Here is a 26,085-nt window from a genome sequence, read left to right on the forward strand (position 1 = left end):
TTTGTTGAAATGGAGTATTAAAATTATTTATAAAGCAAACTTCTTATATTAAAATTTACCTTTATATTTCATTTAATATAATACCTATTAGGTTAAATAAAAAAACATATATTAAATCAATATTTTTCAATTACCTCTTTAAACATAGGCTTTAAAAGTTTATTACCATACTCACTTAAATGATCACCATCACGATAAATAGGTCGTCCTTTATATTCGGAAATACACTTTCCTGTTTTGCATAAAATTTTTGAAGGATCCAGTACTTTTACGTTACAATCAACTGCACTTCTATTAATAATTTTACGAGTTTTTTCAGATCTTCTTAAATAATCCCTATATGAAATTGATGTTTCTTTATTAGAATTGTAAAATTCGTTTTTAATTATTCTCTTTGGGGCATTAAAACCTAATTCCGGAATTGGTTGAATAATATAAGTAGGATTTCTTTTAGAAATCTTACATAAAGTATTTTTTAAATTTTTCTCAAATAGTATAAATCTATTTTCACTAGATAAATTTGGATTATTTCCAAAATAAATTAATGGTTTTGAATCATTAGTAGACATACGATCCGGATCATTTTCTCCAATTAAATAATTTGAATATCTTGCTGCTAAAATAATAGGAATATTTTCATATTTTTTTAAGTTAATTAATTTAAAACGCTTCTCATTAATCTGTGAACAAATATTTCTCTCGCTATAAAATCTGATATCAGCTATTAAAGGGCAGGAGGATGTTGTTAAAGAAATAATCCCTTGAGATTTTAAGTTAAAAATAGAAGCTAAAGATGTTGTTAAAGAATCCGCATGACTATCCCCTATAATAATTGCTTTAATATTATTCTTATTTCCAATAATACATTCATATAATTCATTTTTTTTACAATTGTAAGGATTAGAATTCTGCATTTCATTCTGTGCAATTTTCACACTATCGGGTAGCCGTGAGGTAAATCCATCCATTTTTTGAATTGTATATACACATCCAAAAATAATTAAGAAAATATAAAGAGGTTTAACTTTATAAATCTCTCTCCATGATGAATAGCGCGTGAATTTAAGTTTTTCAATGAACTCATAACTTAAAAAACCTAGTAAAATTGAAAGTGGAACTCCATAAATCCACCAATTAACTAAATCAAAATAAAATCCAAAAACAACTAAAGGCCAATGCCACACATAGATAGAATATGACCATTTACCAACATAGCTAAAAACCGGATTGCTTATTACAATATTATTTTGATAGTTACTTGAGATAATCAAATATGTACCCAATACAGGGATTAAAGCCATATAACCAGGCCAGAGAATATCTTTAGAAATTAAGAAATAAGACGCCAAAATTAATATTAGGCCAAGACATTGGATAATAATTTTAATATCTTTTTTCTTTAATGACCAAGGATAAATGAATGCTAACCCTCCTATAAGCATTTCCCAAGCACGACTTGTTAACAAGAAATAAGCTGTTTTACTGTTCTCATAGGTAGCATAAATACAGTATATAAAACTTATAAAAAATAAAACTATAATCACACGTTTAATATTTTTAAAACTTAAATATTTTTTTAATATTATAATAATGATTGGAAAAAATATATAAAATTGCCATTCAACTGATAAAGACCATGTATGTAGTAGCCATTTTGTATGTTCTGCAGTATCAAAATACCCACCACCTTTTGCAAAAAGAAGATTTGAAGTAAATAAAGAGCCTTTCTCAATTTGTTGTCCTAAATCTCTATACTCTGTAGGTAGTACATAGAACCAGCCAAATACTAAAAGCACAGCAGATATTGTAGCTAAAACTGGGATGATACGATTGGCACGAGCTATATAAAATTCAAACAAATTAAAAGTGTTTTTTTGTACGCTATTAAAAATAATAGCTGTCATTAGAAATCCAGAAATAACAAAGAAAACATCTACTCCTACAAATCCACCTGGTAACCATTTCGGAGTAAAGTGAAAAATGACAACTGCAAGAACAGCAATTGCTCTTAGTCCATTTATATCGTGTCTAAATTGCATGTAGAGTAAGGGATAAAGCTATAAGTTTGTATATTCTATAGCTTCAATCAGAGTTAGTGATTAATTTAAAAAAGAAAAAAGCCGACTTTTCCAAGTCGGCTTTTTATTAATCCATTCTAGAAATACCACACTGCCGTAGGCATCTTGCACTTCACTTAAAACAATGTTTTAAGTTCGTTCATGTCGTAATTCAGGCAAGAAGCGCTGCTTCTTGAAATCCCTGAATTACTCCCACTCAATCGTTGCTGGTGGCTTAGATGACACGTCGTATACAACACGTGATACATCTTTAATTTCATTCATGATACGCGTTGAGATTTTATCAACCAATTCGTATGGTAAATGTGCAAAACGAGCTGTCATAAAGTCAACTGTTTCAACTGCGCGAAGTGCAATAACCCATGCATAACGACGACCATCACCTACGACCCCAACTGACTTAACAGGTTGGAACACAGCAAATGCTTGAGCTGTTTTATCATACCAGCCGCTGTCGCGAAGCTCTTGCATAAAGATGTCATCAGCAAGACGAAGAATATCTGCATATTCTTTTTTCACTTCACCCAAAATACGAACACCTAAGCCTGGGCCTGGGAATGGGTGACGGTAAATCATGCTGTGTGGCAAGCCAAGTGTTGTACCCAATTTACGTACTTCATCTTTAAACAAGTCACGTAAAGGCTCAACCAATTCAAATTCCAAATCGTCTGGTAAACCACCCACGTTGTGGTGAGATTTAATGACGTGTGCTTTACCTTGTTTGCTTGCAGCAGATTCGATCACATCTGGGTAAATCGTACCTTGTGCCAAGAATTTCACGCCATCAAGTTTACGTGCTTCTTCAGCAAAAACTTCAATAAACTCACGACCAATGATTTTACGTTTTTTCTCTGGATCAACTTCACCAGCTAATGCAGTTAAGAAACGTTCTTCAGCATCTGCACGAATTACACGGATACCCATGTTTTCAGCAAACATTTGCATTACTTGGTCGCCTTCGTTCAAACGAAGCAAACCGTTATCAACAAATACACATGTTAACTGGTCGCCAATTGCTTTGTGTAAAAGCGCAGCGACTACAGATGAGTCAACACCACCAGAAAGACCTAAAAGAACTTTTTCATCACCAATTTGCTTACGTAACTGTTCTACACGTAAATCAATGATGTGTTCAGGTGTCCAAAGGCCACCACATCCACAAATTTTATGAACAAAATTTGCAAGTAATTCTTCACCTTTTGCCGTGTGCGTTACTTCTGGGTGGAATTGCACACCATAGAAACGGCGTGTTTCGTCACTTACAGCAGCAACTGGACAACTTGGCGTGCTTGCAGTAATGCTAAAACCTTCTGGAATCTGGCTCACTTTGTCGCCATGACTCATCCAGACATGAAGTTGGTCTTCACGGTCTTGTAGGTTGCCAATCAGTTGGTCACGTTTAACGATATCAACTTCGGCATAACCAAACTCATGTACAGTACCCGGCTCAACTTTACCGCCTAACTGTTCAGACATGGTTTGCAAACCATAGCAAATACCCAATACTGGAACACCCAACTCAAACACCACTTGTGGTGCACGTGGGCTGCCTTCTTCATGCACACTCTCAGGTCCACCTGACAAAATAATGCCATTTGGCTTAAAAGCGCGAATGTCTTCTTCAGACATATCAAAAGCATACATTTCAGAGTAAACACCGGCTTCACGTACACGACGTGCAATGAGCTGGCTATATTGAGAGCCGAAATCCAGAATCAGGATACGATCTTCAGTAATTTGAGTATTGGTAGTCATGACAAACCACTAAATGGCAAAAGAATTAAGCGCGCCATTTTAACATTTTTCACGCTTCGGCGCACCGCAAATCATCATATATCTTATTTTTTTCATTTCTGAATCATTTCTATAGCTAGATTCTGTGACAGAAATCAATATTTAGTTATATTTATCAATAATCTGAGTTAATCTTAAAAACTTCACACGTATTGATAAATTCATCACATTCTATGCAGCATCACCATGAATTTGATGTTAAGATGACCCGATAAAACAGGCATTACCATGGAAAGGTAAATACCATAAGCGATATTTGTCTGTGCTTAAACAATTATCCATTTTTATGGCTTGTTGCCCCCTATCAAAATCAATAGAAATCCAAGGAACAACAATGCTTCAAACTATGATTGCAGATTTCCAGCAACATTTTTGGTTGTATATCTCTATTCCTTTTATGAGTGGTTTAATTGGCTACATCACCAAGGTGATTGCCATTCAGATGATGTTTTCACCACTTGAATTTAAAGGCATTAAACCATTTCTAGGTTGGCAAGGCATCGTGCCACGCAAAGCCGAGAAAATGGCAACAATCGCCGTTGAACTGATGACAGCCAAGCTCATTAAACCTGAAGAAATTTTTGCCCGCCTAGATCCTAAACGTATTGCTAAAGAAATAGAAAAACCATTGCTGGCCGCAGCTGAAGATATTACCCGTGATGTTGCGCAAGAATATCAGCCTGGGTTATGGGAAGGCATGCCAGAGTTTGCGCGTCAAAGACTGATTCGTCGTGTGCAATCAAAAGCACCCGAGATTGTTGAACATATCATGGGTGAAGTACAACGTGATGTGAACCGATATTTTGATATTAAACATCTGGTTATTAGCAACTTGCTTAAAGATAAACGCCTACTCAATAATATTTTTAAACGAGTAGGAAAACAGGAATTTAAATTTTTCAGTAATGTCGGATTTTTCTTCGGTTTTGGTATTGGTGTGATCCAAATGTTTTGCTGGATCGTCACACAAGGAAAATACCCGTGGATGCTTCCAATGTTTGGCGGCTTTGTGGGTTTTTTCAGTGACTGGATTGCATTACAAATGATGTTTAGACCACTTTATCCTAAAAAAATATTGGGTTATACATGGCAAGGTTTATTCATTAAACGCCAAAATGAAGTTGCGGCCGATTATGCTGCGCTCATTTCTAAACAGCTTCTGACTTCACGTCATATGATGGAAGAATTATTTTCTGGTACACATTCTGATCGTGTTATTGATCTAGTTAACCGTCATGTAAAACAAGAAATTGATATGCAAGCAGGCGTTATTCGCCCGTTGGTCGTATATGCAATTGGCGGAGAAAAATATCAGGATATGAAATCGCAAGTTGCTGAACGCATTATGCAACGGCTTCCAGAGACTATGAAATACGTAGAGTCTTATGCAGAAGATGCCATGAATATTCGTAGTACTTTAATTGAACGCATGCAGAAATTAACGCCTTCTGAATTTGAAGGCATGTTACGCCCTGCATTTAAAGAAGATGAATGGGCACTCATTGCAGTTGGTGCAGTACTTGGTTTTGTTGTTGGGGAATTACAAATCCAGTTCATGCTCTAATTTTCAAATCATAGAAATAAAAAAACCGGATGAATTGATCATCCGGTTTTTTATTGTTGTCTTAAATATTATTTCTCGATTGCATGATCCAGACTAATACGACCAGCACCATGAAGCATCAAGAAGAATAAGCCACCTGCCATTGCAAGGTTTTTCATAAAATGAATGCCATTGTTATATTGCGCCGCTGCATCAGCACCACCTTGGTGGAATAAAAATGCAGTAAGAATACTAAAGATCCCAAGCCCAAAAGCCGCAAAGCGTGCTTGAAAACCAAATAACAAGGCTAAACCACCACCGAACTCAACCAAGATAACCAAAGGAAGAATTCCAGCTGGAACCCCCATTGCTTCCATATATCCAGCAGTTGCTGCATAACCGGTAATTTTCCCCCAACCCGCAATAAGGAAGATATAGGCGATAAGAAGACGCGCAACAAGGCTAATGAAACTGTCTGCGCCTGATTGCGTTACGATATTTTTAACAACTACATTTGGATTAAACATATTGCCACCTTTATTTAAATGCTTATTTATTGATGAGCTCATTCTAGGTTTAGGACATTGATAATTAAATACTCAAAATCCATATATATCGTTGCATAAACGAGATGATCAATTTGTATTTTTTTGATGTTTTATACTGACTTTCTATAGGCTCACTGCTAGGATTTGAGCACGGTTTACCACTTGCTCTTATCATGGAACTTCTTGATTTTATTCTACACGTTGATCAACATCTCTCCGAATTTATTATAAATTATGGGACGTGGATTTATGGCATTCTATTTTTAATTATTTTTGTTGAAACCGGTTTAGTGGTTATGCCGTTCTTGCCGGGAGATAGTTTGCTATTCGCGGCAGGTGCTTTAGCTGCATCTACAGGTGCGATGGATCCATGGGTATTAGGCACTCTACTCTTCATTGCCGCTGTTTTAGGTGACACGGTAAACTACCATATTGGACGTTTTATTGGTCCACGTGTGTTTGAAATGAATTCTCGATTCATCAATAAACAGCACTTAGTTAAAACTCAAGAATTCTTTGCTCGTCATGGCGGCAAAACCATTATCTTTGCTCGTTTCATACCATTTGCCCGTACCTTTGCACCTTTTGTTGCTGGGGCTGGTAGCATGAACTATAAGTTTTTCCTAACTTATAACATTATTGGCGCATTCTGTTGGGTCGCTTCTTTTGTAACTCTAGGCTACTTATTTGGAAATATGCCAATCGTTAAAGATAATTTTACCCACCTTATTTTTGGCATTATTATTATTAGCGTTTTACCAGGCATCATCGCATTTATACGTGAAAAACTAAAAAATCGAAAAGCCAACGTTTGAGATTAATTTAGAAAAACCGGAATACTACTGGAAGCATACATAAAATAAGTAACATGGCCGATCCTTTATATAAATGATCGGCTTTTATTTTTTTGATTGGACCCGTTAACAATGCCCGTCCAAAAATCATCCAGAAACTTGCAGCCGGAATTAGGATTAAAGTAAAAATACCAAACACTATGAGAAAATTTTCAGGCGAATTCCATGCTTCAGCAGGAAAGATACCCGCTGCAAACAGCAAAGCTTTAGGATTTTTTAAGGTAGATAAGAATAATTGGCGGGGGCGAATATTACGGTGACTTTGACTAAACTGTTGTAGGTGAGTGTTTTTCCATAAGTGAAAAGCAAGCCAGAATACATAAAACACACTCGTAATATGCAAAATGAGCAGCAATGCTGGCCAGATTGGAGCAGCTAAATGAATAAATACAGCCCAAAAGCTAATCCCGTAGGCATAGCCTAACCATTCCATTGGAATAAGCCAGAATGCTTTAGATAAACCTTGAGAATGAGCAGCGGTTGCAAGTAAAGCATTTGTCGGCCCCGGAATGAGCAAAACAGCCAACATTGCCAATACAAAAAACCAACTCTCAATCATAAAATTTCCACAACATCCAAGATGGGGCCACCTTAAACGAAATAGGCAAAATATAGCAAGTTGATGAGGCCTTTTGATTATATAAAATACAGGATTTATGAAGCTTGAAAATTTAAAATGTATTGATTTATATTCATTTTATTATGAAACATTTTGCTAAACTTTATTCATCACAATATGCCTTAATTAGCATATTGCGATGCAAAACTGACTATTAATTCGTCTTTTTTCGAACAATAATCGGGCAATTCTTAAACTGGGCAGCCTGAACTATTGCTTCTTGCTGACCTAAAACACGTGAAAGTTCAGTATTTTTGGTTGAAGAAGATTGTCCCATATTTACAGAGATAGATGGACCGAATCCCCAACCGCCTCGTCCCCAGCCGCCACCGAGTCCAAGTCCAACACCCATACCGGTACTTTTCGGAGTTTGTACTCCATTATCGATATATTGTTGAATACGGTTATATTCACTTTGTAGCTGCTGGCAGCCCAAAGATTGATATTGTGTCGGAGACACGTAAGTCGGTTTTACCGTCGTCGCACAAGCGCCTAGTAATAAAGTGGCTGCCACCAAAGGCGCAATATATAAGCCTTTCATCATTTTTCTCTTATCGTTTTGGCTCAATCTCACCAAACAATGTCTCATAAGCTTGAGTCAATTTATGTTCTGGTGCCAAATGAGCCAAAGGTAAATTTTTCTGATGTGATTCTTTCATTAAAACCGAAGGCGGTAACATGCTATTAAGTACAGGCAACCCTTCATCTTTCAACTGCTGAACCACTTCCCGAGGTAATTTTGCTTGAGCTTGAAATTGGTTGACGACAATTCCTTCAATTTCCAAGCGATCATTATGATCATCTTGCGTTTCGAGAACATTTTCAATCAATGTTTGTAACGCGCGCTTTGAAAAGACATCACAATCGAAGGGAATTAAGACTTTATCTGCGGCTATCAGTGCTGACAAAGTAAAAAAGTTAAATGCAGGTGGTGTATCTATATAGATACGATCATATCGTCCAATTAAGTTTTGAATTGAATCACGTAATTTATAAATTTTATGTTTACTTTCAAGTGCATGTTCAAGAGCACCAAGTGTTGGGCTGGCAGGAAGCACGTCTAATTTTGCAAAGGGAGTTGAGTGTACAAAGCTATCAATATCTTTATTTCGTGGGGCTTTTAAAATCGAACCTAACGCATTACCGATTAAACCCTTTTGTTGATTGTTTCCCAACACATCATCAAAGAAATTTTCGATATTTGGTTCTATAATTGATTTTTCAGCAGAATAGGTTGCGTCATCCCCTAAAAGGTACTGACTAGAATTGGCTTGAGGATCAAGATCAATGACCAATGTCCTTAAGCCATGTTTGGCACTAATTGCGGCCAAATTTACAGTAATACTTGATTTCCCTACACCGCCTTTTTGGTTAAACACCACACGAGTTAACATGTTTCCCTCTGCATATTTTTTTACTGTACGCAGTTTAACCTAGAGCTTAAGCAAAAAGGCAAAGAATGTAGAACAATTAAGCAAAAACAGGCTTCACAATCACTAAAATAATAATAGCAATAAATGCGATAGCGCTAATCATTAAACCGGCCCTACGTTGCGCTAATAAAAGAGTGTCATCTTTTTTAAAGGCTTTCATAAGGGAAGATAACAAGACTAAAAATAGAATAATTTTAGCGTAAAACCACGGCTGTACCTGAAAGTCTTTCATGACCAATAAAATTGCGCCAGTAATAAAAACTACGGTAAATGATAGATGTTGTAAGGCAACTAATATTTTACGTCCCGCCGGATTTGGTTGTTCACCTTGCACGCCTACAAACAGAGTTGAAGCGCGTAATACAAAAACTATAAGTGCGGCAGCCACCGCGGTCATGTGAATAATTTTAGTCAGTAAATGTGCATCCATGAAATTAACCCTTAGCTTTTAGGTGCATGTGCACATTCTGGGCTAGCAGGTGCCTGACCTTGCCACTCACTTGGTAAATAAGCATGAATTGCTAAAGCATGAATTTGCCCTGGATTCATTAAATCTGAAGCTAAGGCATAAACTTTTTGATGGCGTTGAACCAAACGTAATCCGTTAAATTCTTCACTCACTACAATCACTTTAAAATGTGACTCTTTACCTGGGAAATAACCACCATGTCCAGCAGACTCATTGATAACTTCCAAATGGCTAGGTGCAAGGGTTTGTAACCGTTCAATCAATTGTTGTTCAAGACTCATAGCTTTTCCTTTACGATTATTCGTATATTTGAACCTAGTATACCCTGTCTGCACACAAACAAAAGTTGCTCTTGTATGCTTTGGCCTCAAACAAAATGTCTATTTATTCGGCAACTTAACGATAAAAATACATCTAATTGCTCATTTCTGATTTTATTTTATGCAATCAGCATATTTATTTGCATAAAGTTGTTGACCCATGTTTCGCTTAATGTATTATAAGCGGCACGCGGGAATAGCTCAGTTGGTAGAGCATAACCTTGCCAAGGTTGGGGTCGCGAGTTCGAGTCTCGTTTCCCGCTCCAAATTTAAAAGGCCCTAGTCGAAAGACTGGGGCCTTTTTCTTTTGATTTCTTTATATCTATACTTTTAAAATCACCCATTGGAGTGATTTAATCTAGTTATATTTGCAAGGTGTTGGGGTTATCCGATGCATAGATATAAATGGTAATAATTGAAAACAATCCAGATTAAAGCATTCTATATTGTGGCTCTGCTGTAAGCATATGGAAAAGATGAAGTTAGAATCGTAGATATAGCTTTTAAAATAATACTCTTCTGTTTTTTGAGCATTATTGGTTGAGTCGAGAAACTGTATATGTTCGGACAACACATGAAAGTTGAGCATCTTTAAATGACGACTCATTCCATCACCAGTACATTTGATATAAGCCTCTTTTAGCGTCCAAATTTGAAAAAACCGCTGATATACACTGATTGGATCAATAAGTTCATTCCCCTTAATCCATTCAATTTCACTTGGTGCTAATACACTATCAACACGCATCCAATCGAACTCACGATCTACTCGTTCAATATCAACTCCTATTTCCCCTTCTTCAGTCACAGCAAGGATAATAACGTCCGCTGAGTGAGTAAGATTAAAATACACAGCCTTGCTGCCTTGCACAAAAGGCTTGCCGTTGGGATGAAATTGGAGGTTGACCTTATAGGGTGCGATACCTAGTTTATCTGCCAACACAGACTTCACTAATACACGAGAGATCAAGAAAAGGCGAGCTGCCTTAGGGTGATATTGATCATATCTCAGCTTCTCTGCCGAACTAAGAAAGCCGAGATAATGACTCAATACCAAATGGTCTTGTGGTACCCGTGAAACTGGGCAGACATAAACCTGTACTTGCATTAGGAAGCTGTAGTGCTGATGTATTTCGTCAGAACCGGCGCGAGGTAGTCAGAAACCGCATCTACATGTGTAACGTGTGGATTATGGCCTGCGCCAGCGATAATATGTATAGGGATATTTGCGCTTATTGTGGTAACAATTGGATCTTTATCTCCCACAATGATTTCAACTTTAGAGCTAAGCTCATTTAACAAAGCTGTCTGAGTTGCTCGCTGCTGCGGCAAACTAATACGGTGCATATATTCACTAATATGTTTGGCTACCGAAACTCGACGTAATGAATCCATCGCATAACCAACAGACGGATTTTGTTGTCCATCTGGATGTAGGTCTTTAGCAATCATATCTTTTGGCACAAAACGGAAAATCAGATTAGATATAGCTTGTATCTGAAACATTTTAGCGGCCTGCGCCTGAACAAAATAAGGCGATATGAGGATAAGGCGTGCAACTTTATCTGGATATTTCTTTGCAAGATTCAATGCAAAGAGACACCCTAGCGAGTGTGCAATAACAACACTATTTGGCGCTAAAAGCTTTGCAGCAGTGTCGATAAACTGACGGTTGTTATCCTCCACCACCTCATAACTGCCTGAACGCCCAAGTCCCGGCAAGTCCATCATAGCGACTTGATCGTATGTGATTTTATTAATTATTGGAGACCAGCATGCACTATCGAATGGAATCCCATGTAAAAATAATGCAGATGATTTTTCTGATTTAACTGGCTGTTTAGTATAAATTTCTGTCCAATATCGACTCTGATAGCCAAAACCACTAGGTGTAGGTACTTGCATGCGACCAAAACGTGTAAGAACCAAGCGATCAATCCAGCGAGAGAAATAAGGACTGATATTGATCAGGTCAGCGATACCCATCTTCGCCGCCATCGCCTCTGCCCCAGCAACATGATAGTGCTCGGTAGAAATGAAAGAGAGTTGCTCTTTAGAACCGTCAAGTAATACCTCAGGTAATTTCTCGAGCAGACCTTTGGGTACCTGTAAATGTGGTGAGCTGACTCCCAAGTGCTCGGCAGCTAGATGAACTAGGCTATGAAATTTCGGTGTCGCAGGATCAAGCAGCATATACTCCTGAGCAATGGTCTCAGGATAAGACATCGTTCGGATCAGAAAGCTCACGATATACTGCATATTGCACAGCGGCAGGAATGTGTCACGCCCACCTGGCAATGCCAGCAAGCGGCCCTGATATAGCTTATCAATCATGTCGGCGACACCTATATACTGCATATCGCCATAAGTATAAAAACCATCAATGACTGTCGCTGGATTTATCGCAGTCCATGGTACATTTAAACGCTTACAGGCCTCAATAAAAGCTTGATAACCCAAAATTTTCGAAGCCTCATAGCCACCATGTTTGCAATACAACTGATCAGCCGATTCTTGCGGTGGAGCAGCCACACGATATCCGCCAATCCAGATAAATCGCTCAAGCTGCTTCAATGTTGCAGCCCATTCAATTAAGGCAAGTCCTGACTTAATATTGGTACGCTCAGCTTCAGCTTTGCTAATGCCCCAATTAAATGATGCGGCAAGATGATAAATCACATGGATCTTTGCCTGAGCATCCGCTAGCAGAGAGTCCAGCTTAAAATCGCGGCTTAAATCATATTCGACAAACGAAATAGAGGGATCAACTAACCCTTGCGTTGCAATGAAACCTAACAGCTTATCTTTCTTGGTTGCGGCATTACGCAGCGCAGCAATCACCTGATGACCTTCACGTAAAAGTTCAACGATCAGTCTGCTGCCAATAAAACCTGCTGCACCTGTTACTAATATGGTCTTCCGTGAAAAATTATCTTTTTTTGCGTTATTTAAATTATCCATAAATCACCTTATTAGGGACTGGGCACTCCAGCATTGTTTTGGAGCGAATTATCTTAAAAATTATATCGAATCTGGGCATACACCAGACTGTTATCTCTAAATTGTCCTAACACCGTATCATTTTTACCCCAGAAGCGATCTCCACCTGCATTCAACTGCCAGTGATCATTGAGGCTGTAATTAATACGTACTCTCAACAATTCATTAGGCTCTGGTGCAAAATAGAATCCTGTTACTTCCAGCTTTAGATTATCGTTCAGCAAGTTAAGTGCATAGCGCAGCATAGCTCCATACTGATCCTGCTCATATTGGTCACTGATTGTTTGCTGATAACGGTAAACTTCTCTCCATAATGGATTTGTTAGACTGTCGGCAGATCTAAAGTCCTCCGTATGTTTGTACACGCCTACTAAACTCAGCGTGGAGTTCTTTAATGACAATTCCGGTCCCATGACCACAGTTAAATTATTTTTCTTATGTGAAATATCTTCACTGCCATCCGAGTCTGTCTTTGTATACGCAGCTTCACCTCGCCACACGAGATCGTTATGGTTATAACTAAAATCAAAGCCATAGACGGAAATCGGATTATTTTTCAGTTGCAATGTTGCCTCCCCTGTTGGAGATGCTGAAAGAACTGACAGATCGGGCATATGATCCAAACCTGAGAAATACGATGCCCCAACATCTAGACCATCCACAGAATAATCCCAACGCATTGCAAACGCAGGACGACTCTTACGGTCTATGTCATACTGAACACCAGCAATCTGACGCAATGGAATCACATCTGAACGACTACGCGGATACCACAATGCGGTCCATTTATTGGTTCCAGATTCAGGAATATACGTCAATTTGAGAGCATCATTTCCAAGACGTTGATCTGTCTCATCTGGCACTAGACGCGTATAGTCACGGGGCGATAGGTTATCCGTTGGGTTAATCCCGTCAGCTCTCCCCCAGACTACAATCTGGCGACCAACGTCGAGATAAAACGTCTGATCCCAGTTATAAGATGCGTACAACTCACGTAAGTTGCGATTCACCTTACTTACCTGATCAGGGTTTACAGTATAGTCCGTTTCGTCTCCAATATTTATGTCGTAATGGATCTTAAACTCAGGGTTAAACTTGAGTGTACCATTGGACCAGAAACTTGCTTGCCCAATGTTTTTTAACGAGCTTAGATCACGATCCGATGACCATACATCGAATCTGGCTGAGTTCTGGCTCACAAAACTAATTTCGCTGTCATCTGCATAAGCATGCTGCAGTAGCATAAAGCTACTGCAGCATGCAAATACCCAATAGGCACCTTGCGTCATTTTTCAAGGCTCTGCGGTGAGAAAATCTTATCAGATAAGGTTTTTTCTGCGACAAAATCACTGACGATAACTTGTGTCATATGCTGAGTTTGTAGATTCTTTGCCATAGATTTCATGGCCTGCCATCTTGGTTTCACTTTGCCATAAGGACGGATATCGGTGAATTCAATGTGTTTTAAAGGCTTGCCTGCTGTATCCCAAATGTCGATGGTTGCTGTAACAAAGTTGTCTTTGAGGATGCACATGCGACGTTTGCTATAACCAAAGTCACTCTTCACAGTATTATTGATTGGCGTTGCTTCAATCGTGTAGCAATCTTTGCCATTAAATTTGCCATCTGCCAGTTTAGTGTACTTCCAGTCACTTAGCTTATAACCAAGTACATCACCATAACTAAAGTCCGTACCAATAAAAGCATCGCCCTTATTCGCTGATGCCAAACGACGTACTTTTTTCAATGCAGGCAAATAGACAAACATGCTATCACTGCCTTTTGCATTCTCAATCAACAGCGTCGTGGTTCCCTGTACATCTGCTGGTGAGATGAATTCAGTCAAACGCATATTGTTCTGAGTATTTCCAGCAAGCTTAGTCATATTTTTAGTCAAACGTACACGTTGCTCGCCGCTTTTAGATGTCAGCACAAATTTAGCACTAGCACTTGAAGACAAGAACTTAGAGGCATCATCACTACGGTTAACAATGTCTTGAACTTCATCTGCATGAGATGTTTTAGGCATCGACATTGTAAGCGCTGTACCCAACAAGAGACTTGTCACAACAGTTTGTGCAACGGTAATGTTCTTCTTATTTGAGGGAAAGATAAAACGAGGTTTCAACATTAGAATCATTGTAGGTACCATAATTAAGGTTGCAAATACACTGAAAAGCATCGCAATCACAATAAACATCGCTAGCCATTGATGCACATGGAAGCCTTGCGATAAGGACAATACGCCATACCCACCAGCAACAGCAGTCGCAACAAAAAGCGAAGCCTTACCAGCAGTACTTAAAGTTTTACGAATAGCATCTTTGATATCACTACCCTCTTCACTCAAGATTTCTCGCAAGCGATAGAGGAAGTAAATGGCATAATCTGCACCAATACCAACCGCCATGGCTGAGATCAGAGAGTTCGGAATATTGAGGGGAATGTCGAGCCAGCCCATCACACCAAAGATCGCAAGAATCGAGAATAGAAGTGGTGTTAGGACAATGAGTCCAGCAGAGAACGAACGGAAAACTAAGGCAGAGATAAAGAATACGGCAAATGAAATCTGTAGAATATTCATGAGTTTGCCGTGAACCATCGTTTCAGTTAAAGCAATAGTCTGAGTCACATCACCACCAAAACTCACGACTGCTTTATCACCCAACTGACCCGCCATATATGTTTTTAGCGACTCAAGGATTTCTTTGATGCGGTGATTACTACCTGTTTTTAGCAGAATCGTGATCTTGGCATAGCGCTGAGTTGTATCAATGTAAGATTCAAAATCAGTCGGCTCTCCAGACATTGAGTACAACAGCAGATATTGAGCAACAACATCTTTAGTTGCTGGAACCTGAAATGCCTGTGGCTGATCGGCATTCATTGCCTGATTCATTCTCTTGATATAGTCCACAATAGAGATGGTTTTACCAACTTCTGGAATTGAATTCGCGAACTTCTCTGTATTATCAATCGCTTTTAGGATTTCTGGGTTTTCAATACCATCACGAACTTTGGTATCGACCATGATGTAGAGACTGTTTGTGCCACCAAGAGACTGATTCAAAAATCTGTCGTCTTGCTGCATTGGTAGATCGCGCGAGAAGAAGTTGCGGCTATCGTTATCCACCACAATACGACTCGTGCCGAGAGCAAGAAAAACGCCCAGTACTGCAATCACAGTCATTAGCATCATTCGCGGACGAACTGACAAAATGACATCACCAATGCGTTTTGGAATCCAGTCCCAGATCGGCAAACCTTTGCGTGCAACCTTAGTAACCGAAGGTGGTGGTAACATTGAGCGAAGTACAGGAATAAAAGTCATCTCAATGATCAGCGTACTGATAATCCCGATTCCTGTAAAAATACCGAATGAACGGATGGTCGGAATATTAAAGGTCAACAGCGAGAAGAATCCAGCCGCTGCAATTCCGCCAGCCAATATCATAACCGGACCAACACGAACCATAGACTGCACCACGGCTTCGCTATTCGCAGCTTTAGGTTCCATACCTTGGGCAGTCAGTCGATCAAAGTCTTCATAGTATCGCTTGAGCAACTGCACGGCGTGCCCTGCCGCAATGGCCAGAATCAGAATAGGTGTAGGAGAGTTAAAGATATCCATTGGCTGTTTGAACAGCCCCATTATACCCATACCCCATGCCACAGCCAGTAAAGCTGTAACGAGTGGAAGGATCAAACCCTGCTTACTGCGGAATGCTTCGAAGTGCAATAACCCAATGACCAGTATGGCAATCGGGAACAAGATATTGATCCGTTTAGAGTAATCTTCGGCTTTATCCAAATAAACAGGATTGCCGCCGACACTGATGGTCATATCCTTAGACTGTTCAGCCGCTACGATTTTGTTGATTGGGCCCATCATCTTTTGGAAGCCCTCTGGACTTTCCTCAAGCTCAAGCAAAATAGCAGCAGTTTTCTGATCTTTAGATACGACTGAATTCATGTAGATTGGATTCAGTGCCAGCAGTTTTTTCAGCTGATCGACATCACTTTCAGTTACAGAACTGTTCGGCAGTAGTTTCTTGGCATCAAATCCATCCGAATTGGCCGTGATCCCTTTGGCCTGACGTGCAGCCAGACTCATCAGAGTAGATCGAACCACACCCGGTGCATTATCCACTTCTTCGGTAATACGTTTGACTTTTTCTAACACTTGCGGCTGATAAATATCACCCTGCTTCGGTGTAATACCAATCACGACCATGTACTTGGAGCCGAATTTCTTTTCTATCAGCTTGGTCGAGGTGATATAAGGATGTCCTTTGGGCGCAAGCGCATCTGGATCAATAATAATTTTTACGCCAGATGCGAGATACGCCAGTGCAACCGTCAAGAGCATCACCACCGTCAGTACAATACGGCGATGTTTGAGAATCCAACGCGCATATTGTTCCATCACCTGATGAGTCTTACGGCGTGGTTTATTGGTCTCGTGCGTCTGCTTACCAACCGACTCATAGGCTTCGCCCTTCTGAGCCAATGCTTCAAGATTAGCAACGTCTTTCTTGAACTGGGCAAGAACCATCTTTTTTAGCAGCGCTGGGGGCAATACACCAAAAAAGCTACCTGGCTCTGCCTCAAATACCCACTCAATCCATGTACCTTCTGGATGTGGTTTGAAGCGGTAAGTACCTGTGTAATGGAAAGGTCCTTCCACTACTTTAAACGCATACAATTCATTCGGTACTAGATGGGTGATTTCACCTTTAAAGGACATCTCACGTCCAATAAAGCTAAAACCGATTTCGTACTTGCTGCCCACACGCGGAGTATTGTCTAGCAGTTCAGAATGCTTACACGACAATTGCCAGCCTGCATCATTGGCCGGGTTTGCAAGATAGTTGAAAACCTTGTCAATCTCGGCCGGTATGAGGAAAGCATGTTCTATGGTCACCATTGTGGTTCTACCTTCTTGTATTTCTTATGCGGGAATTGGATACATCTGATCAATTGTCTGGGCAACAGCCACGACATTCTCAGCGTACATAATTGATGAATGGTCACCAGGCAGATCTACCTGTGTAAATGTGTCTTTGACCAGTTGGTCCCAGCCTAGACTTTCGCCAAAATCTTCCAGCTCATCTTTAGCCTTAACCAAGAGGATCGGAAAATCTTCAGGCTCTGGGAAATAAGTCTGGAGTGCGATGCCATTCGCCAAATAGGTATCAAAGTAAAGTCGGAAATCTGATGGATCTGCATCTAGAGGTAGAACATTGATGGCCTTGGCTTCTTTAAGCACATGATCAAACATGTGATCTGGACTCAATTCACGCAAGTATTGCGCTGGGATCGTCAACTTCTTACCATAAGGTGCAGCCAGATCACGGGCAAACCAAGACAAAAGCATTGCATCGTCGGCATCTTCAGGCACATTCTCTGTAATTGGAGCTCGGGTATCGATCATGACAATCCCTGTGACCTGCTGCCCCATTTGACGCAACTGATGACTGATCTCGTATGCAATCGCACCGCCAAAGCACCAGCCACCAAGGAAATAAGGTCCCTCAGGCTGTGTCTTTTGCATTTCAGCAATATAGAGCGTCGCCATATCTTCGATTGCCACTTCTGCAGCATCTGCTTCAATCAGTCCAGGAGACTGAATAGCGCGCAAGGTACGATTCGGATTGAGATGACGCGAAAGTTCCATATAACAGAAGGTACTGCCACCAATTGGATGGAAGAGCCACAGCGGTTGCTCGTAAGTTCCACGGCGCAGTTCAATTACGATGGAAGGCTTAATTTCTTTATTTTCACGAATGATCTCGCCCAGACTCGCCACAGTGGAATATTGGGCCAGCAAAGCAACTGATAGTTCGGTACCAAATGCTTTTTTGAGGTGATTAACAAGCTTCACAGCCAGTAACGAATGTCCACCCAAGTCAAAGAAGTCATCATGTATACCAACCCGTTTAACCGACAAAATCTGCTCAAAGGTAGTACAGAGTTCAATTTCAATCGGATCACGTGGCGCAACATAATCATTGCTTTGCTCAAACACAGGCTCAGGAAACGCTTTACGATCTAGCTTATTGTTAGCCGTCATTGGAAACTGGTCCAATGTAATAAACGTATTTGGCACCATGTAAGCTGGTAGATGGATTTGCATCGTCTTTTTCAAACTAGCAATGTCAATCTCATGTCCGGTTAAATAGGCCACCAGTTTCTGATCATTGCTGGTAGTCGTCTTAACCAACACAACTGCGTCTGTGATACCGTCGATCTGTTTGAGAACATTCTCGATTTCGCCTAGTTCAATACGGAATCCACGAATCTTGACTTGGAAATCTAGACGTCCATGATGAGTCAGATGTCCATCCGTACGCAGACAGACTTTATCTCCGGTGCGATAGAGTCGACCAGCATTTGGTAGAGATGGCAAAGTTCTAAATTGCGCATCTGTCAGTTCAGGTCGATACCAGTAATCAACTGCCAGACCATCACCTCCAATCCAAAGCTCTCCCATAACGCCTGGCGGGACTAAACGCTGCTGTTCATCAAGGACATAAAGCTGGGTGTTCGCCAGTGGTTCGCCTAAATCAATAAATTTTGCATCAGTGATACGAGCCGCACTTGACCATACCGTAGTTTCAGTCGGGCCATAAACATTCCAGAGACAGCCAACTTTACCCAGCAGTTTTTCTGCCAGAATAGTATCTAGCGCTTCGCCGCCACAGAGTGCAGTCAACCCTACATTGCCGCTCCACTCACTGTCTAAGAGCATTTTCCAAGAAGCAGGTGTTGCCTGCAAGACATTGATAGATTTAGCATTTAGATAATCTACCAATTGATTGCCGTCTTGTGATACCTCTCGTGGGCAAACATGTACTACACCGCCGTACATCAGTGGAATCAGTAACTCAAGAATTGAAATATCAAATGCATAAGTGGTGATTGCTAACAACTGAGTCTCAGTCGTTACTTGCAATCTATCATTCATAGATAGCAAGAAATTGATGATTGAAGGATGCCCAATACGCACACCTTTAGGCTTACCTGTCGAGCCAGAGGTGTACATCACATAAGCGGTTTCACCAAAGGCCAGCGTCTCGCGCACTTGCTCAAGGGGCACAACGCCAGCTTGATTGATATCTAAACGCGGCACAGAAACGTTAAGAGCATCCATCAACTCGGTTTGAGTTAAGATGACTTTAGGTTCAGCATCTTCGATGATGTTGTGCAAACGTTCACTTGGGAAATTAGGATCTAGCGGTACATAAGCTGCTCCTGCCGCCCAGATCCCGAGGATTGCTGCTGGCAATAAAGCTGTACGGTCTAACATCAGACCTACACGATCACCATGGGTAACGTCGTGCGCACGCAAATATTCAGCAATACCAGCGATATGTTGACCTAACTCACGATAGCTAACCGCATGATCCTTCGAGGTCAGAGCATGATTGTCACCACGCTCATCAATCTGCTTTAAAAGCATTCCTAATAGATCATGTTGAGGATAATCAGTAGCCTGTCCACGTAGGGCATCGAACTGGATACCATCCTTATAATCAGGTGCGATATCTAACTCAACGATCTTACGCTCAGGATGAGCCACCATTTCTGATAGTACAGCTTGCAGCAGTTGCACCATATTATCGGCAGATTGTGCAGAAAATAGCTCGGAGTTGTATTTCAGTACGCCAACGAGTTCGCCTTGATATTCACCGCCCATTTCCAGTGTAAGATCCAATTGACCTTCTTGCTGGCGAACCGGAAAACTTCCTAACGTCAGGTCTTGACCGACCAAAGTCGCTGGAGTCTGGATTGGCAAGAGTAATTCTTTAAACTCATCCATACCACCTAGACGTTCCCAGAACATTCCCACCTGCGCCAATGGATTAATACTGCCATCACGCTTTGGTGAAACAGCCTCAACCACTCTGGAAAAGGCAACTTTTTGATGCTTGAGACTTTGTCTTAATTGTTCCTGCACCTGCTGTGTAAATTGACGTAAAGTCTGATCAGCATCGATGTTCATGTGAATAGCAATCGTATTGACAAACTGTCCCAGTGCATTGCGCAGAGAACGTTCAAGTCGACCAGCTACTGGTGTGGCAATAACAAGATCATTTTCATTCGATAGCTTGTGTAGCAGGATATAAAAGCCAGATAGTACGAGTCCAAACAGCGTGATCTCATAATCTTTCGCCAAGTTCACAAGACCAGAAGACACTGACTCAGGCACACGGAAAACCAGTGAGCTGCCTTTATGTTGCTGCACAGCAGGACGTGGATAATCAAGCGGAATGCTATGCACGTGTGGTGCATGTTGCAACGCATTTTTCCAGAAGAGTAGACTCTCATCAGCATCATCGGTCACAGTACTCTGCTGCTTATCTGCATACTGTGCAAACTCGATTCCGTTCACTGTATCCGACTCTGTAACTAGTCCAAAACGTTTGCAAACATCACGCAACAAGAGACCAATCGACCAGAAATCCATTAAGGCATGATGAATCACAACCGCAATCACATAGTGATTTTGACCGCGCTCATAGCAATGAATACGCCACAGCGGTGGCTGGGTCAGATCAAAGGGCTGCTTCGTATCCTGCTCGACTAATTGCGTCAAATCAGATGCATCGACATGGCGGGCATCCGACACGATAATATTAGGATAGATACGATCCCAGATAAGTTGCTCAATACCCTGATCATTGGCAGGCATGCTTACACGCAGCAGCGGATAATCATGCATTACCGCCTCTAGAATCTCCATCGGCTTATTGCCCAACGGTTGGTTGACCTTCACATCAAAGGCCACCACCATATTGTAGGCACTGCAAGTTGACTCAAGCCGCTGGATATACCAGATGCCGAGCTGTTCTGCAGAAATCGCATGGCGCGATATAATTGCAGGTTCCAGTCGTACAAGGTTGTTCACGAAGCAACTCCCTGCTCCAACTGAGAAACGATATATTCAGCCAACGCATTAATGGTTGGGTAATCCCATAGTAGTGTCGGCTCAAGTTCCAGTTGTGTTAGATCCTCTAGATCCCCAGACACCGACAAAGCGACGATAGAATCAAGGCCGTAACTGGTAAATTTTTGCTGTGGATCAAGAGTCTGGGGCTCTACACGCATTTCTTTGGCTACTAGCGTACGAATGATTTCGCTCCAGTAAGCTTTATCCTTATTCATGGGGTAATATCCTCTTTAACCGGTTTGGCATCACGCGGTGCCAGTGCAAAATCGATGACAGATAACATATGGTTGTTTGAAATTCGGTCTAGCAGATCTGCCAATGTGTTTTCACGTAGTGATGTCATTGGAGGGGACGTCTGCCCTTCAGCAGCATTTAGGAAAATGATCAGCCATGCACCATCCTGCAAAGCAGGTCTTAAGCCATGACGGTTAAAGACCCAGAACCCCAGCACAGCAATGCGAGCAAACAGCTCGGCATAGTCGCGGGCTAAGCTGAAACGTAATGTTTCGAACTCTTTAGCTGCTTCTGTACTTGAGAAATAATCTTGGATTTTTTGATCTAGCGTACGCTGCTCGATAAGAAGCTGATCAGCACGCTCACGTAGCATGAACAGGGTCTCAGCAGTCAATCCCACTGTAACGTCAGCATCATTGAGCATCTCGATGATCGTTCCCAGTGACTCCATCACCAAGTCACCATCTCGGTTGAAAATCTCAAGCTCGCGGAAATCAATAGCGTCGGTTTCCACCTGCAAGTCATACAACTGGCGATAGCGCTCTTTAGCTTCGGCTTGGTCGAGATGGTCGGCTTTTTTGCTACGCCCTTTATTGGCAGATTTGAGTTGAAAACTTAAGCTGTCTAGACAGACGGTACTACTGCCGTCAAATACACTAACGATCAGATGATCTCTGAAAGCTTTCTGGTACATTCCATCAGCATATGCATTTCTTAAGAAAAAACGCGACCCAAGCACTGAGGAAGTAATTTTGGCCAGTGACTCTACATACTCAGGTACCAGTACCTTGATGATAGGTGACCATGTGCTGAACTGATTGATACAGACATGTAACCCGCGCGCACCAACGAGTGATAACACCTCAGCTGCTAATAGATAGGCATAAGCTGTAGCAAGTTGCTCACGCACCAACGGAATGCTTATTACTTTTTTGTTATACAACTCGCGTTCGATAGCAAACTCGGTCGCGATGCGTAGCATCGTATCACCAGCACCCAGAGAGAAGCTGCTGCAATATGCACGCGTCACCTGTAGCGTCTTGAGTCCAAGCTCCAATCCCTGACCTTCTTCACCGATCAGGGCATCTTTGTGAATTTCAGCATTATTAAAGCCAATGCCGCTAATATCTAGCCCACGCATACCCACCGTCGGCAAGCGGTTCAGGCTGTAGGTTCCTTTTGAAGCCATGTGACGCTTATCAAGCCAGAATGCACTCAGGCTACGCGGTCCACGATCATCTGATGTTTTAGCAATCAGACTTAAAGAATCGCCTAGAGTCGCACGATTGATTGACCATTTTTCACCATTTAAGACGTACTTGCTCTCGACAGCTTGTGCAGTTACTTCACTGGATAACAGATCGGCTCCATGCGCTTTCTCGCTATAAGCAAGCGCTGGTGCAGCACCACTCAAAATCCGACTAGCGATGTTTTGGCATTGATTAGGATTACCGCCGATCCATACGATCACAGACCAAGCATTCGTGCTATAGGTCGAATTGATTGTTAGATCACGTCGTGCAAGTACGCGATGTAAATATAGCAACTCTTCACCAATTTCCATGCGACCTCCGAGCTCTGAAGGTACATAAAAACGGTTCATGCCCACAGCATTCAGAAAGTCAACAGCACGCTGAGGGTACTGCTCCTTCTCATCACGCTCGATGGCCGCGGACCAAGAAAAATCATTATTAGTATCATGTACGGAGCCTAAAATTTGCTCCAGACGAGCAGCAGATTGAAACTGCCGCAAATTGGACGTAAGTGACATGAGTTTTTGCTCAAATGATTAAAGGGTAAGGATTAAAACAAAGCACTTTTCAGTCGATTAAAAATGAGCGCGCGCACTTCTCGTTCCTTGATCATTGAATTGAGTAGATTGGAGCTATAACGAATCAGTTGCCCCCGCTGCTCACGATCACGGATGACTTCTAAGCCGTTCTTGACATAGTTTCGGGCCATCACCGTTCTACGGTTTGGATGGGTTAAACAGATCAGTTGACCGCGCTCGATCTGCTCTTTAATTTTTCTTCTTCTAATTTTGCCGCTGGTGGTCTTGTTTATCCGACCTTGATGCAGTAAATAGACACCTTCTACAGGCAGGCCGATATCAGCCGCCACTTGCTCTTTAACCTGAGTTCTGATGGTTTCAAAATTAAGGGTCTTGTCTATCGACTTCTTCTTGATCTCAAGTACAACCGTAACACCGTCAGAATTACCGAAATTCACTGCTGCGACACAACCTTTACGGACAGCAGGATGAGCTACTTCGACGGAGCACTCGATATCTTGCGGGTAATAGTTTTTGCCACGGATGATAATCACATCCTTAAGGCGACCAGTTACATACAGGTCTCCGTTTTTGATAAAGCCCATATCACCAGTTCTTAAGTAATGCACTTGACTAGGCTTACCTGCTTTATCGAGGATGGTTGCAGCAAAGGTTTCCTGATTGACCTCAGGCTTCTGCCAGTAACCCGCAGTAACACTCTCACCTGCTAACCAGATTTCACCGACTTCATCAGCCCCTACCTCTTTGCGGGTATGCGGATTGACAATACGGCAATCAATGTGTGCTGAGATCTTGCCACAGCTCACCACTTGCACAGCTGTCTGATCTTGGCTGGTCTGCACCAAGTTGGCATTCAACTTTTCACGGTCTATCGAGATAGCATTGAGAGGACCAGTTACACCACTGACTAAGAGCGTAACTTCTGCCAAGCCATAGCACGGCAAGAAAGTATCTAGTCTCAATTGCGACTGAGTATTGAACTTCTCCATGAAACGCTTCATGACGTTGGCCTTGATCGGCTCGGCACCGTTAAACAGCACACGCACACGGCTCAGATCAAGCGATGCAGCCTCATCATCCGAGATGCGGTGTAGGCACAATTCATAGGCAAAGTTTGGTCCACCACTAATCGTGACCCCTTTTTCGCTGATGAATTGCAGCCACTTAAGAGGTTTACGAATAAAATCCAGCGGTGACATCACATAGCAAGTCAGACCGACATACACGGTCTGTAAAACCGAGCCGATCAATCCCATATCGTGATAGACAGGTAGCCATGTAAGACCGATATCATCGGCTTGTGTGCCAAAAGCTTCAGCAATCATGACTTCATTTGCCATGATATTTTTATGGGTGACGATCACACCTTTAGGCCAACCTGTTGATCCTGAAGTGTATTGTAGGAAGCAGATATCTTCTTCAGAAATCAGAGGAAAATCTTTTTCCACCAAATCACGTTGCAATTCGGCATCAACGGCATGCAATATTAAATTTTCATTTTGAGCTTTTAATGTGATCAGTCCTGATAGCTCAAGAATCTTCTGAGTTGTGAGTACGATCTTTGGCTCACAGTCATTCATAATATTCAAAATATTAGAAAAACCGTTGCGATTAAAAGGCAAGCTGACAGGTACTGCGATAATTTTAGCTTTCAGACAAGCAAAGAACGATACGATAAAGTCCAGTCCAGGCTCGAACAGCAATACGGCACGATCGCCACTGTCTACAAGGTTCATTAATATTTGAGCTTGATATTGAACCCGCTCGTTCAGATCTGCATACGTCAGAGATTGAATACCACCAGATTGGCGTCCCAAATATTCAAAAGCAATCCTGCCTCCATTTAAATTTGCGTGGGATTCCAAAGTTGCAATGATATTATCCGTACCCATTACAGCCATAACTTACTCCAATTATTTATAATTCACCCTTAAAACTCGCTAATTCAGAAATTACATGTCTAGCTGGGGCTTTTAATAAAAAATGAATATACTTTTTTTGTTTAAAATATAAATTCACATTATATTTTATGTGCGAGTGTTTTTTATTACACCTGTAAGGGTTTACAGGTTGACCTGTATTTATTAAAAATTAAGAGACTAGATCTCTTTCATAAATTATTTTTATTCAGTCAATTTTGTGAAATCTGAAAATTAAAACTCAAATTCAATCTTTTGCATCTATTTCAATAATATTTAACAAGGTTTTTAGCCTGCCAACTTATACCCAGTTCGTATTTTTATTTTGTTGCTCTCTTGATTGTAGATCTTTTATTCAAGATCTAATTTACTGTGTGCTTTCTCTTTTTAAGAGCAATAAAAGATTCAGGTAAAATCCTCTAATAGCCTTTATTTACAAGGATAAAGCTCATAAAGGAATCTGCTTTAAATTGTATTTGAATAGCTCAAAATCATGTACAGCACCGTGACTAATATATAAACTTAGAAT

At 41.1% G+C, this 26,085-nt stretch carries 18 protein-coding genes and 1 tRNA gene; 3 read left to right on the plus strand and 16 right to left on the minus strand.

All coding sequences use genetic code 11. The annotated features are described in order from the left end of the window. Nucleotides 1-116 precede the first annotated feature (116 nt). Together RMB13_RS00840 and guaA are read right to left on the minus strand one after the other, a co-directional pair. The gene (locus RMB13_RS00840) at nt 117-2,039 is read right to left on the minus strand and encodes an acyltransferase family protein (protein ID WP_311084141.1); all 1,923 of its coding nucleotides are present in this window, start codon (nt 2,037-2,039) and stop codon (nt 117-119) included. A gap of 225 nt (nt 2,040-2,264) precedes the next feature. Then, nucleotides 2,265-3,833, minus strand: a complete 1,569-nt coding sequence (gene guaA, locus RMB13_RS00845; protein ID WP_004640513.1) for a glutamine-hydrolyzing GMP synthase — start codon at nt 3,831-3,833, stop codon at nt 2,265-2,267. 385 nt (nt 3,834-4,218) lie between these two features. On the opposite strand from guaA, the gene RMB13_RS00850 reads away from it, so the two are divergent. Continuing rightward, nucleotides 4,219-5,436, plus strand: coding sequence for a DUF445 domain-containing protein (locus RMB13_RS00850; RefSeq protein WP_171058524.1), 1,218 nt, complete (start codon nt 4,219-4,221; stop codon nt 5,434-5,436). A gap of 68 nt (nt 5,437-5,504) precedes the next feature. Here the strand turns inward: RMB13_RS00850 and RMB13_RS00855 are convergent, their stop codons facing one another. Further along, nucleotides 5,505-5,942, minus strand: a complete 438-nt coding sequence (locus RMB13_RS00855) for a DoxX family protein (protein WP_213033739.1) — start codon at nt 5,940-5,942, stop codon at nt 5,505-5,507. 194 nt (nt 5,943-6,136) lie between these two features. On the opposite strand from RMB13_RS00855, the gene RMB13_RS00860 reads away from it, so the two are divergent. Further along, entirely contained in the window at nt 6,137-6,778 is a 642-nt protein-coding gene (locus RMB13_RS00860) for a DedA family protein (protein WP_042898425.1), read from the plus strand. 7 nt (nt 6,779-6,785) lie between these two features. On the opposite strand, the gene RMB13_RS00865 is transcribed toward RMB13_RS00860, so the two are convergent. The 5 genes from RMB13_RS00865 to RMB13_RS00885 form a co-directional block, all read right to left on the minus strand. Further along, complete coding sequence (locus tag RMB13_RS00865; protein WP_005037489.1) at nt 6,786-7,376, minus strand: LysE family translocator; 591 nt, start codon at nt 7,374-7,376, stop codon at nt 6,786-6,788. Between the two features lie 214 nt (nt 7,377-7,590). Then, the gene (locus RMB13_RS00870) at nt 7,591-7,977 is read right to left on the minus strand and encodes a hypothetical protein (protein WP_004795328.1); all 387 of its coding nucleotides are present in this window, start codon (nt 7,975-7,977) and stop codon (nt 7,591-7,593) included. Between the two features lie 10 nt (nt 7,978-7,987). Beyond that, on the minus strand, nt 7,988-8,830 hold the full coding sequence (locus RMB13_RS00875) for a ParA family protein (protein ID WP_003655596.1): 843 nt from the start codon (nt 8,828-8,830) through the stop codon (nt 7,988-7,990). A gap of 76 nt (nt 8,831-8,906) precedes the next feature. Continuing rightward, entirely contained in the window at nt 8,907-9,299 is a 393-nt protein-coding gene (locus RMB13_RS00880) for a SirB2 family protein (RefSeq protein WP_045437026.1), read from the minus strand. 11 nt (nt 9,300-9,310) lie between these two features. Continuing rightward, a complete protein-coding gene (locus RMB13_RS00885; protein WP_000051228.1) occupies nt 9,311-9,619 on the minus strand; it encodes a BolA family transcriptional regulator in 309 nt (102 codons plus the stop codon). Nucleotides 9,620-9,848: 229 nt separating this feature from the next. Here RMB13_RS00885 and RMB13_RS00890 point away from each other — a divergent pair. Then, nucleotides 9,849-9,924, plus strand: a tRNA-Gly gene (locus RMB13_RS00890). 92 nt (nt 9,925-10,016) lie between these two features. Here the strand turns inward: RMB13_RS00890 and RMB13_RS00895 are convergent. From RMB13_RS00895 to RMB13_RS00930, 8 genes are read right to left on the minus strand one after another with little or no spacing between them, the layout of a single operon-like run. Next, complete coding sequence (locus RMB13_RS00895; RefSeq protein WP_311084142.1) at nt 10,017-10,766, minus strand: 4'-phosphopantetheinyl transferase superfamily protein; 750 nt, start codon at nt 10,764-10,766, stop codon at nt 10,017-10,019. Then, nucleotides 10,766-12,619 carry an alpha/beta fold hydrolase gene (locus RMB13_RS00900; RefSeq protein WP_311084143.1) on the minus strand — a complete coding sequence of 618 codons (1,854 nt, stop codon included), beginning with the start codon at nt 12,617-12,619 and terminating at the stop codon, nt 10,766-10,768. The genes RMB13_RS00895 and RMB13_RS00900 overlap by 1 nt, the downstream gene beginning before the upstream one ends. A 53-nt stretch (nt 12,620-12,672) precedes the next feature. After that, nucleotides 12,673-13,947, minus strand: a complete 1,275-nt coding sequence (locus RMB13_RS00905) for a porin (protein WP_311084144.1) — start codon at nt 13,945-13,947, stop codon at nt 12,673-12,675. Then, nucleotides 13,944-17,585 carry an outer membrane lipoprotein-sorting protein gene (locus tag RMB13_RS00910; RefSeq protein WP_311084145.1) on the minus strand — a complete coding sequence of 1,214 codons (3,642 nt, stop codon included), beginning with the start codon at nt 17,583-17,585 and terminating at the stop codon, nt 13,944-13,946. Before RMB13_RS00910 ends, RMB13_RS00905 begins: the two co-directional genes overlap by 4 nt. A 24-nt stretch (nt 17,586-17,609) precedes the next feature. Continuing rightward, nucleotides 17,610-21,569 (minus strand): amino acid adenylation domain-containing protein, encoded by a 3,960-nt coding sequence (locus RMB13_RS00915; protein WP_311084146.1) that lies wholly within the window; start codon nt 21,567-21,569, stop codon nt 17,610-17,612. Beyond that, nucleotides 21,566-21,826: an acyl carrier protein gene (locus tag RMB13_RS00920; RefSeq protein WP_056483985.1), complete on the minus strand. Its 261-nt coding sequence runs from the start codon at nt 21,824-21,826 to the stop codon at nt 21,566-21,568. Before RMB13_RS00920 ends, RMB13_RS00915 begins: the two co-directional genes overlap by 4 nt. Further along, nucleotides 21,823-23,598, minus strand: a complete 1,776-nt coding sequence (locus tag RMB13_RS00925) for an acyl-CoA dehydrogenase (RefSeq protein WP_311084209.1) — start codon at nt 23,596-23,598, stop codon at nt 21,823-21,825. The genes RMB13_RS00920 and RMB13_RS00925 overlap by 4 nt, the downstream gene beginning before the upstream one ends. 50 nt (nt 23,599-23,648) lie before the next feature. After that, the gene (locus RMB13_RS00930) at nt 23,649-25,538 is read right to left on the minus strand and encodes a fatty acyl-AMP ligase (protein WP_311084147.1); all 1,890 of its coding nucleotides are present in this window, start codon (nt 25,536-25,538) and stop codon (nt 23,649-23,651) included. Nucleotides 25,539-26,085 lie beyond the last annotated feature (547 nt).

It is taken from the genome of Acinetobacter sp. V102_4, from assembly GCF_031799005.1.
Lineage (GTDB): Bacteria > Pseudomonadota > Gammaproteobacteria > Pseudomonadales > Moraxellaceae > Acinetobacter > Acinetobacter calcoaceticus.